Origin of the sequence: Enterococcus sp. DIV1206 (genome assembly GCF_051712485.1) — a bacterium.
Taxonomy (GTDB): Bacteria; Bacillota; Bacilli; order Lactobacillales; family Enterococcaceae; genus Enterococcus; species Enterococcus faecalis.
In genome coordinates this window covers 16,883-34,144 of record NZ_JBIOOZ010000003.1, presented here as the reverse complement: position 1 = coordinate 34,144, position 17,262 = coordinate 16,883, and the positions used below count along the sequence as shown (strand labels likewise).

15 protein-coding genes and 1 pseudogene are annotated in these 17,262 nt (G+C 31.5%); 14 read left to right on the top strand and 2 right to left on the bottom strand.

Going from position 1 to position 17,262, the window contains the following annotated elements; translation table 11 throughout:
* A pseudogene (locus IGK86_RS14825) lies at positions 1-549 on the top strand (FtsK/SpoIIIE domain-containing protein); the annotation flags it as partial.
* 563 nt (positions 550-1,112) lie between these two features.
* On the opposite strand, the gene IGK86_RS14820 reads toward IGK86_RS14825, so the two are convergent.
* Positions 1,113-1,844 (bottom strand): hypothetical protein, encoded by a 732-nt coding sequence (locus tag IGK86_RS14820; protein WP_438742765.1) that lies wholly within the window; start codon positions 1,842-1,844, stop codon positions 1,113-1,115.
* 85 nt (positions 1,845-1,929) lie between these two features.
* Between IGK86_RS14820 and IGK86_RS14815 the strand changes: the two genes are divergently transcribed.
* Together IGK86_RS14815 and IGK86_RS14810 are read left to right on the top strand one after the other, a co-directional pair.
* A complete protein-coding gene (locus IGK86_RS14815; protein ID WP_438742763.1) occupies positions 1,930-3,129 on the top strand; it encodes a replication initiation factor domain-containing protein in 1,200 nt (399 codons plus the stop codon).
* A gap of 15 nt (positions 3,130-3,144) precedes the next feature.
* Positions 3,145-3,795, top strand: a complete 651-nt coding sequence (locus tag IGK86_RS14810) for a hypothetical protein (RefSeq protein ID WP_438742761.1) — start codon at positions 3,145-3,147, stop codon at positions 3,793-3,795.
* Positions 3,796-4,290: 495 nt separating this feature from the next.
* Here the strand turns inward: IGK86_RS14810 and IGK86_RS14805 are convergent, their stop codons facing one another.
* Positions 4,291-5,541, bottom strand: a complete 1,251-nt coding sequence (locus IGK86_RS14805) for an IS110 family transposase (protein WP_438741968.1) — start codon at positions 5,539-5,541, stop codon at positions 4,291-4,293.
* Between the two features lie 393 nt (positions 5,542-5,934).
* Between IGK86_RS14805 and IGK86_RS14800 the strand changes: the two genes are divergently transcribed.
* The 11 genes from IGK86_RS14800 to IGK86_RS14750 all read left to right on the top strand — a co-directional run bounded on the left by IGK86_RS14800 (position 5,935) and on the right by IGK86_RS14750 (position 17,190).
* Positions 5,935-7,926: an isopeptide-forming domain-containing fimbrial protein gene (locus tag IGK86_RS14800; protein WP_438742759.1), complete on the top strand. Its 1,992-nt coding sequence runs from the start codon at positions 5,935-5,937 to the stop codon at positions 7,924-7,926.
* A gap of 1 nt (position 7,927) precedes the next feature.
* A complete protein-coding gene (locus IGK86_RS14795) occupies positions 7,928-8,653 on the top strand; it encodes a class A sortase (RefSeq protein WP_438742757.1) in 726 nt (241 codons plus the stop codon).
* A 213-nt stretch (positions 8,654-8,866) separates the two neighbouring features.
* Positions 8,867-9,421, top strand: coding sequence for a hypothetical protein (locus tag IGK86_RS14790; protein WP_438742755.1), 555 nt, complete (start codon positions 8,867-8,869; stop codon positions 9,419-9,421).
* Between the two features lie 3 nt (positions 9,422-9,424).
* Entirely contained in the window at positions 9,425-9,877 is a 453-nt protein-coding gene (locus tag IGK86_RS14785; protein WP_318840278.1) for a hypothetical protein, read from the top strand.
* A complete protein-coding gene (locus IGK86_RS14780) occupies positions 9,874-10,890 on the top strand; it encodes a conjugal transfer protein (RefSeq protein ID WP_438742753.1) in 1,017 nt (338 codons plus the stop codon). The genes IGK86_RS14785 and IGK86_RS14780 overlap by 4 nt, the downstream gene beginning before the upstream one ends.
* Positions 10,887-11,240, top strand: coding sequence for a TcpD family membrane protein (locus tag IGK86_RS14775; RefSeq protein WP_438742751.1), 354 nt, complete (start codon positions 10,887-10,889; stop codon positions 11,238-11,240). The genes IGK86_RS14780 and IGK86_RS14775 overlap by 4 nt, the downstream gene beginning before the upstream one ends.
* A gap of 8 nt (positions 11,241-11,248) precedes the next feature.
* Positions 11,249-11,686: a TcpE family conjugal transfer membrane protein gene (locus IGK86_RS14770; protein ID WP_438742749.1), complete on the top strand. Its 438-nt coding sequence runs from the start codon at positions 11,249-11,251 to the stop codon at positions 11,684-11,686.
* Positions 11,687-11,730: 44 nt separating this feature from the next.
* Positions 11,731-14,250, top strand: a complete 2,520-nt coding sequence (locus IGK86_RS14765) for an ATP-binding protein (protein WP_438742747.1) — start codon at positions 11,731-11,733, stop codon at positions 14,248-14,250.
* 14 nt (positions 14,251-14,264) lie between these two features.
* A complete protein-coding gene (locus IGK86_RS14760; RefSeq protein ID WP_438742745.1) occupies positions 14,265-16,202 on the top strand; it encodes a hypothetical protein in 1,938 nt (645 codons plus the stop codon).
* 67 nt (positions 16,203-16,269) lie between these two features.
* Entirely contained in the window at positions 16,270-16,671 is a 402-nt protein-coding gene (locus tag IGK86_RS14755; protein WP_425136987.1) for a hypothetical protein, read from the top strand.
* Positions 16,672-16,788: 117 nt separating this feature from the next.
* Positions 16,789-17,190 carry a hypothetical protein gene (locus tag IGK86_RS14750; RefSeq protein ID WP_207491233.1) on the top strand — a complete coding sequence of 134 codons (402 nt, stop codon included), beginning with the start codon at positions 16,789-16,791 and terminating at the stop codon, positions 17,188-17,190.
* The last annotated feature ends 72 nt before the right edge of the window (positions 17,191-17,262 follow it).

Here is a 17,262-nt window from a genome sequence, read left to right as displayed (position 1 = left end):
GCAGGTGCTTTAGAAAAAGCTGAAGCATTGATGAATGAACGTTATGCTTATATGGAAGCTAATAGTACTAAAGGTTTGACTGATTATGAAGATTTTGGTTTTGCTCCATATGTTTTGTTTATTGACGAGTGGGCTGCCTATTATGATTCTATTGAAAAAGATATGAAACTATTACGACAAGTATTAAGTTCTTTAACTCAAATTACGTTAAAAGGACGTCAAAGTGGAGTTTATGTGATTTTAGGTTTGCAACGACCAGACCAAAAATATTTTGATGGTGGGCTTCGAGATCAGCTAGGTTTACGGGCAATTGTTGGTAAAATTTCTCCGACAGGCTACGATATGGTAAATGCTAGTGCAACGAATGATAAAGATTTTTATAACACCAATGAAAAAGGTCGAGGTTATATTGATGTTGGAACGTCACAAGTAGGTGAATTTTATGCACCATTTATAAATACGAAAACCTTTGATGTATTTACTGAATTTGGTAAATTTCCTGAACAAAAAGATCCAAGTAACCCAGTACGTAAGGGAACAATGGTATAAAAGAATTTAGAGAATATAATTATTTGTATGGGGAATTGGGAGAATTTATGGGAACCGTTCGCAAGAAAAAAGCGCCGTAAGTGGGCTCCAGCCCACAGCGACTAAGCGTAGGTGCTTTTTGACCTTGGGAGCGACTAAGCGACAAGGTCAAGAACGGTGTGGGGCGCTTGCGCCCCACACCCCTAAAACCCCCTTATTCTAATAGGGGGGTAACTTTTCTGATTTTCCCTCCTTAAAACGTGGGTGTAACCTTGATATAACAGTATTTTAAACCTTGATGTGCAGGTAAACTTTTGCAGCTTTTTTTTGTAAAGTTTACCTTTATAAATAATTTTATGAAAGGATAAAATAAATGAAATTTTTAGTTCAAATGATGTATATAATGTTACTTATTTTTCCTTGGATACCAATAATAGCGGTAAGTTACTTTTCAGATAAAAGTTTTAAAATACAAAAGAGCTTTTTTGAATGTATAAAACCTAAATCAGAAAATGACAATGTAAGGTTACTAATAAATTTTAGTGTATTTTTATTTAGTATTTGGTGTATTTTGTTCTTTTTAATTAGTTTGTTAGAAAATGTGTAATTGATGTAACTATAGTTCTTGCTGGTGAATTAGGATTTGTATAGAACATAAAAGAAATAACAATAAAGAAAAAGATACTTGTAGGAATTAATGAAGATAATTTTTCTATTTTTATGTTTTCTTTTTTTCTAAATAGATCGCTAACCATGAATTTTAGTGAAAATATAACAAAAACTATGTTCGATAAAATTGCTATAGATAAAGGGTTTGTTATGGTTTTAATAAGGTTTTGTATTTCATTAATTGGAGCTGTAAGTTGTTGTAAAATTTGAGATAACGTATCTACATGATTGAAATCTATTTTATAAGCATTTTTCCAGTAGTTTATAATTTCTTCAGGTAATGTTTGTTGGATAATAGCTGTAGTAATGATAAGTAGTAATGGAAGTACTATTTGTTTTTTGAATGCTATTTTTAAGTAGCGATATTTAACAATAAGCGCAAATGCAAGTATAACTAATACTCCAACAAAGTATGGTTGTAAAAGAGCGTAAAAAATATAAGCACTAATGACAATAAGTAATCCGAAAAACCATTCCATATTTGAAGTTGCGCCATTTGAATTACTGTATGTAGTTCTAAAATAATAATTTGTAGAATTGTCTATTGAAATAGTGTCTTTTTGAGGGAGCAGGGCAAGAATAACTCCTAATATAGCTAAGATGTTTGAAAAAATATCTGAACCTAAAAAATTTAAAAATGTCTCCATATAATTCTCCTTTTATGTATATATTTTTTTTGAAATAAATTATACATTATGTGGATTATTTTGTAAAAAAGGATTTGATATTAAATTGATAGAGGGAAGAAATTTAAAAAAATTACGTTTAAAATTAGGATTAAAGCAATCTGATGTAGCCAATACATTTCAATTAAGTAAGACATATTTAAGTTTGATTGAAAATGAAAAGAAAAAATGTCCTGATGATTTATTTAAAAAATTAATGAATTATTACGATACGATGAATCAGACCGAAGGATTGGAAGCAATTTTTGATTATATTCGTGTTCGTATTCCTTCACATGATGTAAAGTGTGTGATTGAAGATGTTTTACTTATGAATTTTGAAGTTTTTTATGAAAAGCCAACGGGTTTGTTTGGTTATCAATTAATGTATGAATACGATAATATTAGAGTTTTATTGTCAAAGAAAGGAGATGAGAGAGGAACGTTAATTGAATTGTCTGGTAAAGGTTGTCGTAATTATGAGTATATTTTGAATGAATTAGATCAACAGTGGCTGGATTTTTTTGGTCGCTGTTTATTTGTAAATGGAGTAATAAAACGTATTGATATAGCAGTTGATGATTATATTGAATATTTTTCTTTGGATACAGTAGCAAAAAAAATACGGTTAGGATTGTTTGATACAAGTTTTAAGAAGTATCGAGTAGTAGGAACTGGAAATGTTATTGATGGAGTAAGTGAAGGAACAACTGTTTATTTTGGTACAAGAAATAGTTTAGTTTACTTTTGTTTTTATCAAAAAAACTATGAGATTGCTAATCGAGAAAAAATATCTGTAGAAGAAGTAGCTATTAAAAATCGTTATGAAATACGTTTACATAGTGAAAAAGCTCATAAATTTATAGAGCATTATATGGAAGATACTTTTTTATTACGATCAGCAAGAAGTGTTATTTCTCAGCAAGTTTGTTTTTTTGAAAGAAATCGTTCAGGAACTTTAAAAAAATGGGGAGCATGGGAGCGTTTTTTAGGTGCAACTAAGTATGTTGATTTAAGTATGAAAGTAGAGAAGCCGAATTTTTATCGTAAATTAAATTGGTTAGCATATTCATGTGCGCAAACACTAAAAGTTATTGAATTAGGCGGAGAACAAGAAGGATTTGATTATTTGGGAGAAATTTTGCGTGATGTTGAATTAAATGAAAAAAATAAAAAAGTGTTAGAGTGGCATATTTCAGAGTTTATGGATATAGCTAGTGAAAAGGGTCGTTTAATTGCAACTGAAACAGGAGAAATAGTTTGTTGAAGTGAGGTGAAAATAATGGGATTTTTAGCTAAAAAAATGAGATTGTTTGAAAAAGGAGGTACGTATGAAGCTTATTTAAGAGATATATTTGTTGTATTTTTGATTTGGTTAATGGTGTTTATATTTTGTATGTGTAGTTTATATGTATATTTTATTTTTTTTGATTTAGTTAGTTCGTTAATTATAGGTACTATTATCTGTATTTTTTTATATGGAAAGGTAACAGAAAGTATAATTTTTGTTCAGAAACATTATGCAAAAATGGCAGTGAAGAAAATAAATACAGTTAGTAAAGAATATTTGTATGATATGCCAGAAATATGTTACGGGGAGTTATCTTTGGATAATAAACCTAATTCTATACGTTATAAAGTTGTTACTGAAGTAGATAAATTGGGGGGATTAGTAGAAATTGAAACTACAGGAAAAGTAAAGAAGCAAGATTATATTGAAACAAGAAGAATTATTTTAGGAGATTCTGTTTTTTTAAAAGGAGAAATTGTAGAAAGAGTTAATGCTGTTATTGATAGACGTTCAGTGACTACTCCGTATGTTATAGAAGAACGAGAAGAATTTGAAGATAAACGGCTTTATAAAGCTGTTAAATCTTATGCATTTTTAGCTATTACTTATAGATTTTATGTTGGTTGTGAATTTGATTATTGAATAACAAAAAACTAGTCTTTATAGACTAGTTTTTAAAGAAGTTGTTAGTGTTTCTAACTAAAAAATAAATAAGTGTGTGCTAACTAATTATTGTATAACATATTATTAAAATTTTTTCAATAAGTAAATTTAATTTGCTAGAAAGGTAATTGTACAGATGAATAATAATAAAAATGTCCAGTCAAAAAGTAGACTGGACATTTTTTCGGAATAAATTTGTTAAGCTACGAAAAATTATAGCATATTATGAGGAAGTTTCAATTAAAAATATGATGGAGGTGTAGAAATGATTAGTAATCGTGGTTCGCCTATTTTTTTTAATGAGTAAGGAGAAAGATTACAAATATTAATAAAGAAAGCCTAATGGTAATAAGTCAAGATATAAATTTTAAAATATGAGTTAGATTTTGAAAAATTAGACCGCACTGAACTAGACCCGACTAAAATCAAATTTTTTTCGGGGTAATCACGAAGATTTTCGCAAATAACTTTATGTTATTTTTCTATCACCACCTTCGCCGGCTGATAGAATTGACCGTTGCGTAGTAGCGCATCGATCAAGCGCACAAATTTTCTTCCGGTTAAGACGAGCGCTCGTTTATGTTTGTGTTTAGGTACTTCATTTTTCTTTTTTTGGTAGTACTCTTTAAATTCTGGAAGTGTACTTCTTACTCGATTGGTGGCTTCAATTAAGTAGTAACGAAAATAGCGATTTCCAGAACGATTTAGTGGCGTGTTTTCAGATTGAGAGTTTCCTGATTGATTTTTAGACCAAGTTAACCCGGCATACTTTGCTAACTTGGATTGATCATCAAATCGCTCGATTTGACCAATTTCAGCGATTAAGCCTGCAGTATAAACAGCTCCTAATCCTGGGACACTTAATAAGCATTGGGCTTCTGGAATTGTTTCAAGTAAAGCAGTAATGTTTTTTTCAATTTCTTTAATCTGTTTTTTTAGAAATTTGATTTCGTTGGCGATTATACCTAATACAAGGTCAATGGAATTCTTGGTTACTTTACCTAAACGATAAGAACTACGTACAGCTTTTTGAATACTTTTGACAAGTTGCTCTGGATTTTTGAATCGACCTTTTCCTAGCTTTTGAAGTAATTCAGCGGCTGATTCAAGAGGCATTTCCGAAAATTCATCTAAGGTAATACCTTCTGTAAGTAGATTCATAATTGAAGCTCCGAATATGGAAGTTTTATTGTCTTCATTCGCAAGTTCTTTTGATAAAGTATTACATTTATACGTCAAATTTTCTAAAAAATGTTGTTTTGCTTCTACCATTTGTGTCACTAATTGATAACGAGATCTTGTTAGTCGTTGAAGTCCAACATAAACTTCTTCTTTAATAGGAGACAATGTATGGAGATCTACTCGTAGATAATCAGCTATGATCTGTGCATCAATTTTATCTGTTTTATCCTGATCGAACATTCTTGAATACTGTTTGATTCTATAAGGATTTTCTACAGTAACTTCGACAGGTAACAGCTTTAAATCTTCATCTAAGTAGAAAAACATTGCTGGGTGAAAACTATAAACAGAAGTCGATTCCATACCTATGACAATTCGGCAGAAACCAAAGGTTTCTTGGTAGTCGAGAATTCTTTGTTTGATTTCGCTAGCTCCGATTAAATCGTTGCTAAGTGAACCTTCAAACAAGATCTCTTTGGAGTCTGTTAAAAAGCAAGTATCTAATTTTTGAGAACTAACGTCTAAACCAATAAATAATTTCATGGAAGGTCCTCCTTTCATAAATTTTTTGGAATACTTAGCTATTGAAGTTTATCCCTGAATCTTATTGAATAACCGCAATCTCGCTTAATAGTACTCAATTGTTTACCTCTTAAAAGCCACCCTATTTCCTACTAGAAATAGTTTAAGAAGTGAACGGTACAGCTAATGGGTTTGAGGCATGATAATCAATAAGTCGGGATGCAGGCTTTCTGCTGTAGTCATAGCTACAAAGGAAATTAGCAGTGTTCCGATAGACCGTTTCCATAAGTCTATTATCCAGGAACAAAATTCAATAGCCAAGGTTTAAAAGTTATTTAATAAGGAATAGCCCTAAGGGGTGACTGAAACGATGGAAGTCGTTTCAAAATATATATTACGAGAAGGATTTATTTAATGAAAAAAACAACAATTATACAAGGATTAGCAACTGTTACAATTTTAGCAAATATGGCAATGCCAATGATGGTTCATGCACAAGAAGGTGGACAAGTACCTGATGAAGTGGCACAAACATTTTTCCAACGTGCAAAAAGTAATTCTATTTTAGATGCGCCTAAAGCGTCGTTGGTAAAACCTGGAGATGAGGCAAGTTCGAAATATAGTTTTATCGCCAAATTTATTAAAGGTGTCACTACTGTTTCAACTGGCGGTGAGGGCTGGACGAATGATGTTTATGTAAACATGCCTCCGCAAAAGTGGGACGGAAAAATCGGGCTTGATACAACGAAAGCGAAAAAAGGACAATCTTGGATTCGCTATAATAATGTCGGAACTGCCGATGATGGAACAGTGATTGATTTAAAAATCACGATTCAAGATTGGAAACCATTTATTAGTACAATTAACGGTACTAATTGCACAAATAACATGATTGCTTTCAACAATGTTTCTAGTATTGGTACCTATCAGAGTGCATTTGATTATGTGAAATATACATGGCAGTATATGGAACATGGAACAGATAAAGAAAAAGTTGTGAGCGGTTATTTCACGTATGATGATATTGATAATTTACAAGGGATTACGTTTGGAAAAGAAACGTATAACCGTATTGATTCTTTATATGTCCCAACAGACCAATCAATTATTAAGTACAAAGAAGAAAAAGATGGGGGAATAACATTTTTTGATGGCGCAGACCAGCCATTAGATGATTATTTAGATTCTCGTGGTGTATTCACGTTCTTGTATTCTGATTCTTCAAGTTTTGATTTCACGTATAGTGAAGATTTTGCGACACGTGAAAAAAATTCTGGTCGACCAATTCCGCCAAATAACAATAACCAGTATGCGTATTTTGGTTATAGTGCGAAAAAGATTCTTCCAACAGCACCACTTATTCCTACAAAAACAGTGACAGATAGTGATGAAACGACTGTAAAAGAAAATACGCTAACTGGGTTAGGTGAAACGTATACGTACACTATTACACATAAAGTACCTGATGAAATTGCCGATTTTTATTACTCAAACTATGAAATGCAGGACGAATTGATTCCTGAATTGGAACGTGTTTCTGATGTGAAAGTTACTGATGAAGCAGGTAAAGACGTGACAGATAAGTTTGAAGCGAAGCATGAGGGAAACTTAGTAAAAATGGTTGCGAAAGCTGACGTATTAAAGCAAGCAGATTTTTATAATCATGAATATAAATTTGAGTTTCAAACGAAAATTCGTGAAGGGGCAAGTTTAGATAGTTATTTAGCTGATGGAAAACTACAAATTCCGAATAAAGCGAAAGTGATTCAAAGCAATAAAGAAGTAGCAACAGAAGAAACTTATACAACTGTTACACCGAAAGATCCTTCTATTGCTAAGAAAATTCTTGAAGGTGATAAAGAAGTTGATTTGACAAGTGTTAAAGTGGGTGATGAAGTAACATTTAAATTAGATGTTCAAGTACCAAACACAAAAGATATGACTTCTCTAGTGATTCAAGATGATTTAGAAGACGTACTAGAAGCAAATAAAGAAGTAAAAGTAATACTTTCAGATGGTACAGATATTACCGACCAAGGAAAAATTAGTGTTGATGAAAAGACCCAAAAAGTTATGTGGACTGCGAATGAGCCAAACAAATTGAAAGAAAAACAATTGTTTGTCTACATTAAAGGAAAATTGAAAGACGCTGATTTTTCTCAATATGTCGATGATGAAGGTAATATTATGATTCCGAATGTTGCTCAGTTAGTAATTAATGAAGAAGCGTTAGATTCTAACAAAGTACAAGTTAGCACGCCACAAGAAAAACCTAAACTTTTACCAAATACAAATTTAAATGTTGGTAATGGTACAGGTATTGCCGTAGGTGCATTAGTTGCTATTGGTTTGACTGGTACGCTTGTTGCAGTAAGCCGTAAAGGTAAACATGAGCAAGGTGAGTAACATGAAAGCATGGCTAAAAAAGAATAAGTATTTCGTAGGGGCAATTGGTTTAGGAACAATTGGTCTTATTTGCTATGCTTTTTTTGCCAATCTAAGTCAGAAAGAAGAATTTACGAGAGAAGCAGAAACGCTTCTCTCTTCTGGCTTGGAAGAAGCGAAAAAGCCAAAAAAACAAGCGAAAACAACGGAAAGTGTGCAATCGGACGTGGTAACAGGAGCGGAAGAAATAACTCAATCAGATGAAACAGCAATTTCAACTAGTGTAGATTTGTCTGAGGGTGAGCGACCGACAGTTGAAATGATACGAGAAGCACAAAAGAATTTTTCAAAAGTAAAAAATGATGTTTTAGGAACGATTCGTATTCCTTCTATTGGTTTAGAAATGCCTATTTTACAAGGTGATAGTTTTGAAAAAATGCTGTATGGTGCTTGTACTGTGTTACCAAAACAGACAATGGGTAAAGGCAATTACACGTTGGCTGCTCACAATGCAGGTGTGGACGGTTTGATGTTTAGTTCATTAGGAAATGTAGCAGTAGGTGAAACAATTACGTTACAAGACCGTTCAGGACATGTTTATAACTATAAAGTAAAAGAACAACGTCATGTAGATATGACTGATACAAGTATTTTGAATTTAACAAGAAAACCTACGTTGACATTAATTACATGTGATAAAGCAACGAAAACGACGGGTCGTATCGTTGTGATTGCAGAATTAGTCTGATGAAGGGGAAAAGAAAGTATGAAATTATTACAAGCTATATTGACATTAGCTATTATCGCTTTATTTTTTATTTGTTTTTATTGCTTATCAAGTTTGTATCATGAGCAGAGAAAAAAATTATTTTATATGTGTTATAGCTGTTTGTTAATTGGTTTAGTATGTTCTATTTTATATCTTTCTTTTCGTTTTTCTCTTTTATAAGGAGAGAGGTATATGTTAACAAAATTAGGAACAGAATTAGAAAAAGATGTGTATGTTACACGTTATATGACTAATTTTAAACGATTAGTTCTTATGTCTGATAAAAATAAAGAATTAACTGCACGTGAGGAACATTTATTAGTATGTGAAAAAGAGTTATGTTCCTTATTTTATGAACAATTTAAAAAACGACATGGGCGTGCGCCTGATGAAGTTATTTTGGACGAAGAAGTCAAGAAAAACTTTATTGAGCGTGCGCATGTTTTTGCACGTGCACCAATGGTTATGGACGAAGCTAACTTTATTAAATCTCATGTAGATCAAATAAAAAGAGTTCGTGAAATGCGTATGGAAGATTATTTACCTGATAGCTATTATCACATAATACAACGTGAAGAGCAGTTAGCAGGGCAATATTTTAGAGAACATGATGATTATCCATTTGGTTATGAAAGTTTAATGATTAGTCGTTCATTGGACGTTGTAAATCAGGGGTTAGAACGGTTGTTAGAAGCGTTTTATGAAAATTATCAAGTATACTATCGTCAATATAGATTGGAGTGTTAAAACGTGTTACAGAGCGAATTAAAGGCTATTTTTGATATGCGATCAGATTTTTATAAGAAGTATTCTAAAAAGTCTATTCCGTATATGTTGAAAAAATATTATTTTTCTGTAACGGAGGCAGAAGTTGACGATGAAGATATTGTTTATATGGAAGAGTATAAACAATATTTATTAACTATGGGTATTGTTGAAGAACAAGTACCTTTTAAGAAAGAATTTATAGCGGAGTATGCTTTTTCTAAATCAGCAAGTTTAATTGTTGAAGGGTATTATTTGAGAAAACCAACTGGAGAAAAAATGTACACTAGTTATTACTATACTGTTTATCGTAAAGGGTATGTAAAGAAAAAAGGTGATATAGGGATAACCATTTATTTAGAAAAAGCTACAAAACAACGTTTTTTAAAGTGGTTTGAAAGATATTTAAATTATTATATACGAGGAGGAAACCAATGAAATTTTTTAAACGAAAAAAAATACCTAAGCAAGAAAGATTAGTTGATAAGAAGGAAATTAGCCCTAAAACGGCAAGAATTGTATTTTTAAGTGCCTTAGGGTTAATGGTTGCGACTATTCCATTGTCGTTTTTAATGGCTAAAAATGCGAATGTAAATGCTACTCAAAATAAAGATAATTTAGTAGAAATTCAAAAGCAATTATCTAGTGAAGCAGATGAAACGTTAAATGAATTTTTAGCGCAACGTTATTTAAATCAATTTATAACAGTTTATATGAATAAGCCTAGTGATGAAGAAGCGTTGTCAAAAAGAGAGAAAGAACTTTCAACGTTTTATGTAAATAAATTACCTAAAGAGGGAGAAACCAAAGTGTCACAAAAGTTGGTATCTTCTTCTTTTTTTAGTTTTGATAAGCAAGGAAAGGAGTATTTAGCAAAATATGTTGTTACGTATGAAGTGAATTATCCAGTGGAAAAAGAGCGGACGGTTACGAGAAAAGAAGGGGATAAGACTATTTCTGAAAAACAAAAATATAAGGAACAAGAAAAAACAGAGCGTACTGTCTTATTAACCATTCCTTTTATTCAAAAAAATAATCAGTTTAAAGTTGTATCTTTACCTTATTATTCAACGATACCTAGTTTAAAAGCGGGAAATGTTGATGGAAAGACAATTTCAGCAAATTCATTTGATCGTGTAGACGAAAAAGAAGAAGCGAAGTTGAAAGACTTTTTAAAACAGTTTTATCAGCTATATGCAAGTGATGATATTAAACAAATGTCTTATATGATGGAAAAACCAGAAGTTTTAGGAAAAGGTTTTTCTGTAGAAATGTACGAACCAGCTTTTTATAAAGATGGTGAAAAATATTTGATTGTAGATACACCAATTATTTATGAAGGAAATAATGGAAATAATCATAAAGAGTACATTGTATTAACTGTAGTTCGTCAAAGCGACAAATTTTATATAGAAAAATTATCACATGATTTAGGGGGCGTAGTTAAGTGAATTACTACAAAAAATTAATTAATCGCATTAAAAAAATGGTTGTTTGTTCATGGCAAAAAGTTAGTGTTGCATTGTTTGCTGTGGTAATGAATTTTTATGTGGCTTTGCCTGTTTTGGCAGCTGGTGGAGATCCTAGTGCTGAAGGATTGGTTGACTATGTTTTAAGCAAGTGGGTAGCACCTATTTTTACATTTGCTGTTGTAGTTTATGCGATTAAAGAAGGTATTAATCAAAAATTCGTAAAAGCAGTTGGTTTAATTGCTTTAGGTGCGGTTGGCTACTTCTTTATTAAAGATCCAGCAAGTTTCTTAGATAGTTTATCAAATATTCCAAAGAAAATGGGCTTTTAGGAGGGTATATGAGTAATAATTCAGAAAAACCACGAAAAGAAGTATTTGATTATAAAGAGCCTTTTCATGCGCCACAAATGGTAAGAGAAATTACAAAACGTTTTAAATTACGTAATGCGATACCCGCACAAACTTTTTTTGTTGGTGGTTTTACAGCTGTATTTGTGGGGGTGTTGTTATATTTAATACGTGGTTTTGATCAATTGTCGGTTTTTTTGACAGTGACTGCTTCGTGGGGAATGATTGAACTTTTTAATCGTGTCGAACCTGATGGAAAAAAAGTTCATATATTTTTGAAAGATTATGTGTTGTATATTTTCACTTATCAGTTGAAAAATCAAGTTTTACAGCATGGTCGTTTTATTAAATTGAATAAGCATGAATTAGTTTATGAAAGAAAAACAGTAGCTGATTTGTGTGTAAAAGAACCAGAAGAAGGACAATGAGATTCATTGTCCTTTTTCAATTTTAGTATAAGGAGAGTGTTTTAATGGCTACAAAATTTAAAATTCCTGCAAAGAAGATTTATGGCAATCTTTTAGTAACAGAAACAAATGAAGTATGGGCGTATTATCGTGTACCTTTAGAGAATATTTCAGGACAAAACAAAGAGAAACAAGAAGAATATAAAGAGTCAGTAGAATTATTTTTGCAAGGATTACGAAAATATAAAGAGTTGGAAATTAGTGTAGAACCTGTGTCATTTGAATTATCGGAACGTGTATCATTATTGAGTCAGTCTTTTGATGAAGCTAATAAAGAGTTAGCTGAAAATATTGAAGAAAGAACTGTTCAGATTTTGAATGAAGAATTAAAATTTTTAACAAGTGAACGATTGATTGTTGGTGTGAAGTTAAGTAGCACTTTTACAGCTAGTACATTTAAAGGGAAATGTATTCAATATTTGGATCAAGTAGTTTATCGTGTTTTGGCATTAGGTAATTATGAAATTATGATAGACCGTGAATTTTTAGAACGTTATAGAGCAACAGAAGAAATGGTCTTTCAACGCTTTGGTGCGGTTCGTGGGTCACGTTTAACTCAAAAAGAATTACGACACCATATAGAATATCCATTTGTACGTGGTTTAGATAGAGCTTTATCTGAAATGTCTGATATGAACGAAGGGCTTCATTCGTTGACAGATAGTATTATTGATACGAAAGAAAATCAAGGATATATTGAGCTGTCAACAAAGGCTGGAAAGTCTTATGTATCATTATTACCAATATATAAATTTCCAGTGAATATGTGGTTAAATCATGTAGTTTCAAAGGTTCAGGAGTTGCCATTTCCTGTAGAATTTCAGCTAAAAGGTAAATTTGTTCCTTTAAAAGGAGCAAATGGGCTTCAAGGGAAAAGTAAGCGTGCTAATACTCGTCTGAAGAATTTTGCGCAAGAATCTCTGGAAATGGGAGATTCTGAAAAGAAAAGTGGTCGTTTAAATCGTTATATTTTAATGAATTTAGATGAAAAAATTGAAAAAAGAGAGCCAATTATTAAATGGTTTGGTATTTTTGCAGTGTTTGGTTCTACATTAGAAGAATGTAGAAAACGTTCAGCACAAGTTATAGATTATTGTGAATCGATGAAAGTTGAAGTTGTTAATGGTTTAGCTGATCAAGATGTATTGTTCCATGCTTTTTTAGCAGGACAAGAAAGTACTTTAATGAAAAATTGGGTACATTATACGACAGCGCAAGGAATTTCAGAATTAATGTTTGGAGTAGATAATCGTATTGGTGATAGAGTTGGTTTTCCAATTGGTCGTGTTTCAACTTTAGGTAATGTAGATGGTTTGAAACCTGAACAGATAGCTAGAGCTTGTCGAAAAGTAGTTATGTTTAATCCGTTTTTGGCTAATCAAGCAGAAGTGGCTGGTAAAGCTTCTAGTTCTCCTCATATTGCGATTACTGGTCCGACTGGAGGAGGAAAATCATTTCTTGCAAAATTGATTTTCTTTTATTGTAGTTTGTTAACAGGTAAAGGATTATATATTGATCCAAAATCAGAATATAAAAAATGGCTAATGAAAGTAGCAGATAATCCATACTATCAAGAACATTATCCGTTGTTTGTGGCATATATCCATTCATTTCATTTTGTAACGTTAGACCCTAACCAGAAGCAAAATGAAGGCGTACTTGATCCATTGAATTATTTATCAGGAGCAGAAGTACAAGATACTTTAGAAACGATTTTTGAGCAAATTTATGATTTTTCTACTAAAGAAGATGCTCGAACAGAAATGTTAAAAGGGATTAAGTCGGTTATTGCACGTAAAGAAGAAGGTCAGCAGGTTGGTTTATTAAATGTTTTGGATTATATGGTTGAATGTGGAAATGAAGAAGCTGTAAAATCAGGAAATGCAATTTTAGAACGAGTAGAGGGTTCAATTTTAGAATTAGCATTTAGTCGTGGTGAAAATAATGGTTTGAATTTAACGGAACATATAACGATTTTAGAGGTTGCAGGTTTAGATATTCCAGATGCAAAAGAAAGTAGTAGAAATTATACGTCAAGTCAGCGTAAGTCATTGGCATTGATGATGTGTTTAGGTAAGTTTTGTGAAGCTTTTGGATTGAAAGATCAAGAAGAAAATACGTTTATTTTATTTGATGAAGCGTGGGTGTTTAGTTCTTCTAGGGGTGGAAGTAAAGTGATTAAAGCTATGCGTCGTGTGGGACGTACGTTTAATAATATGTTGGTTTTAATTACTCAATCGATTAAAGATACGCAATCAGACGAAGATTCAGGTAATTTTGGACGTATTTTTGCTTTTGATAAGAGTGATGAACGAGAACTTATTTTAGAGCATGTGGGGTTAGAAGTAACGTCAAAAAATATTGAATTTTTACGTAGAATGCCACAATATCATTGCTTGTATTTAGATATTTATGGACGTGTAGGTCGTATGTTAGTTTATTGTCCGTTTGAAGAAGTAACTGAAAGCTTCCGTACAGTTGAAAGAAATGAGAGTGCGAATGCTGAAGAACAATTTGTGGCATAGAAGGAGGTTAGACTATGTTATCAGATTATTTTGATATAGATTCCATTTTGTCGTTAGTAAAAAAGGCAGATTTATTGTCAGGGCTTGATGAAAAAATGGTTGGTGGTTTAAATGGGCTTTTAAATATCTTGTTTTCTATGGGAAAAAGTATTGTAGAAGCAAGTAATTTTTTAGTTGAAAAAATTTATAATGTAGATATTTTGAATAAGAGTATTGATAGTGCATTTAATTCAGGCAATGCGGTATGGGATAATCTATTTAAAACATTTGGAACATTTTTTGTCATGATGGTGTTTATTTATGGCATTAAGGATTTTTTTCGTCATGGCATGGAAAGATTATTTGTTCGTTTGTTAGTGTTAGCTAGTTTGATTGTTGTAGGAACTGGTTTTTATTCAAGTGGAAGTGATTTTTTAAAGAAAATCAATACGGTTTCTAGTAATGCACAAACAGAATTAGTAAGTGTTATGGCGCCGAATGTATCTAAACCAGCGGAACAATTGGTATCTGATTTAGGATTAACAGAACCAGATACAGTTACTGGTCAAGTTCAAAATATGATGTATTATCGTTTTGTTTTAGCACCGAGCTTGTTGATGAATTTTGGGAAAACTGATGTATCGACAAATACTATTAACGAGTATACTGCTAAACGAGGAGAATATACAAAGGAAATAGAAAAAGAAATTGAAAGGAAAGTAGGAGAAGCGTCAGAAAAAAATTCTTATTTAACAGGAAAAAAATTGGGTCAGAAATGGGCAATTTTAATTAATTCAGGGATTGACTTTGTGATTGTAGCAGGTGTTATCTTAGTAATTTCTGTAGCGAATTATTTAACACAGCTTTTTATTTTGATGATGGTGTTACTATCTCCTATTTTCTTAGCACGGGCATTATTGCCAGATAATGAACAAGTATTGTTTAATGCAGGAAAATTAATTTTGGGAGCTTTTGCGGTAAAAGTAGTACTAGGAATTGGGTTTGGTTTTGTATTTATGGTTTTAGGCTGGCTTGATTCTGCATTTGGTACAACTACTTTTTTAGGTGTAATTGCTTCTTTATTTGTTAAGATTATTTTGGTAGTGTTAATTAAGAAAAATTGGCGTTGGTTTGTGTCTGTTCTTAATCGACAACGTGTAGATCGAATGCCAGCAACTGGTTTTTCTCGTTCTAAATTTAAAAAAGATGTTACACCGTCTGTTGATTCTATACCACAAGAAGTGAAAGCTCCTATTCAAATTGAAGGACAAGGGCGTAGTGATTATGCGGATAATATAATTTTGCAATCTGCATTAGATGAAGTTCAACCAACGAGAGCCGAGAATTTTGCACAAAAATTAGGTTATATGTCTGAAAGAGGATTAGGTAATACATTAAAAGATAGTTTAAGTAATAAATATCAAGATTCTAAATTATCAAGTGCCGTAGATAAAGTAACTGGTTTTGATCCAAAAGAACAGTTATCTAATTTAGCAAATGCGTACCATGCAGGTAAATTTGATGCCTTTGAAAAACATGGGTTTTTAGATAATGATTTTGATGTGCCTGTTGATCCATTGTATTATGATGATATTGATCGAATGACGCGTTTTGAAGCGGAAGGAGATAATAAAAATAGAACTGTTTTATCTGAAGAAGAGAAAAAGAAAAATCGTAGATATTGGAATGGAGAAGCTGAAAGTTTTGAAGAACGTTTAGCAAAACTTAGAGGCGAGTCTTTTAATTATGATGTATCTTTTGATGGTTTTGAATTAGAACCTGAGGAATGGACACAAAATTATTCTTTTTTTGATAGTAGTGTGGATCAACCAGAGAAGCAAGTAAATGATCAAGAAGAAAATAGAAAATTTGATGTTCGTTATTCTACAGAAGAAATGCTAAACAACGATAAGGAAATACAAGCAGAAATTCAGCCTGAAAAAGAACGTAGAAAAGAGACAGAAACGTTGTAAAATCAATGAAAAAAGTCTTTTCTGAAAATATGGTATTTGATATAATAAAATAAAAAAGAGGTGGCTTATGAAAAAGTTTATACCAGTTATTTTATTAGGTATACTGTTTGTGTTTTCGGCGTGTGGGAATAGTAAACCAGATAAAGATATACAAGATGTGATCGATAAAGTAGTAAAAGAAGAAACAAAAATTAACAATGCTTCGGATGAAGTAAGAGAGGGAAAACGAGAACCCTATAAATATACGGAAAAAGATTTTAGCTTTTTGATTTATCGAGATAAAGAAGCTAATAATTATATAATGAATGTTTGGGTTCCGTATGAAGATAAACCTAGTCATTTAGAGTACTATTATAGTTATAATGAAAATAAAGAATTGAATGATACAGATTATAAATCTGATTTTCAAGAATGGAAGTCTAGTGGAAATTACGAATTGGTTTATAAATCAGGGAAATTTAAAGAATAAGGAAGCATTGTAGAGATACGGTGCTTCTTTTTTATCTAATAAGAGTTCTTTAATCAATCAGAAAATCTTTTTTGAAAATATGATATTTGCTATAATAAAACAAAAAAGAGGTTTTTTATGAAAAAGTTTATGTTTGTTATTTTATTAGGGGTACTATTTGTGTTTTCAGCGTGTGAAAATAGTAAACCAGATAAAGATACACAAGAAGTGATTGATAAAGTAATAAAAAAAGAAACAAAAATTAATAATGCTTCTGTAGAAGTAAAGGAAGGACGACAAAAACCTTATAAATATACAGAAGAAGATTTTAGTTTTTTAATTTATCGAAATAAAGAAGCTAATCGTTATATAATGAAGGTTTATGTTCCTTTTGAAGATACACCAAGTGATTTAAACTATTATTATAGTTACGATGAGAACAAAGTATTGAATAGAACGAATTATGAATCTGATTTTCAAGAATTGAGGTCTAGTGGAAACTATGAATTGGTTTATAAATCAGGAAGATTTAAAAAATAAGGAAGTATTGTAGAAATACAGTACTTCTTTTTTTGAAATAAAATAATTAAGAAGCAATGCTTTAGGGCATTG

Coding starts and splice junctions, on each gene's coding strand:
- IGK86_RS14820 (WP_438742765.1), bottom strand. CDS start 1,844: ATGGAGACATTTTTAAATTTTTTAGGTTCAGATATTTTTTCAAACATC.
- IGK86_RS14810 (WP_438742761.1), top strand. CDS start 3,145: ATGGGATTTTTAGCTAAAAAAATGAGATTGTTTGAAAAAGGAGGTACG.
- IGK86_RS14805 (WP_438741968.1), bottom strand. CDS start 5,541: ATGAAATTATTTATTGGTTTAGACGTTAGTTCTCAAAAATTAGATACT.
- IGK86_RS14800 (WP_438742759.1), top strand. CDS start 5,935: ATGAAAAAAACAACAATTATACAAGGATTAGCAACTGTTACAATTTTA.
- IGK86_RS14795 (WP_438742757.1), top strand. CDS start 7,928: ATGAAAGCATGGCTAAAAAAGAATAAGTATTTCGTAGGGGCAATTGGT.
- IGK86_RS14790 (WP_438742755.1), top strand. CDS start 8,867: ATGTTAACAAAATTAGGAACAGAATTAGAAAAAGATGTGTATGTTACA.
- IGK86_RS14780 (WP_438742753.1), top strand. CDS start 9,874: ATGAAATTTTTTAAACGAAAAAAAATACCTAAGCAAGAAAGATTAGTT.
- IGK86_RS14770 (WP_438742749.1), top strand. CDS start 11,249: ATGAGTAATAATTCAGAAAAACCACGAAAAGAAGTATTTGATTATAAA.
- IGK86_RS14765 (WP_438742747.1), top strand. CDS start 11,731: ATGGCTACAAAATTTAAAATTCCTGCAAAGAAGATTTATGGCAATCTT.
- IGK86_RS14760 (WP_438742745.1), top strand. CDS start 14,265: ATGTTATCAGATTATTTTGATATAGATTCCATTTTGTCGTTAGTAAAA.
- IGK86_RS14755 (WP_425136987.1), top strand. CDS start 16,270: ATGAAAAAGTTTATACCAGTTATTTTATTAGGTATACTGTTTGTGTTT.
- IGK86_RS14750 (WP_207491233.1), top strand. CDS start 16,789: ATGAAAAAGTTTATGTTTGTTATTTTATTAGGGGTACTATTTGTGTTT.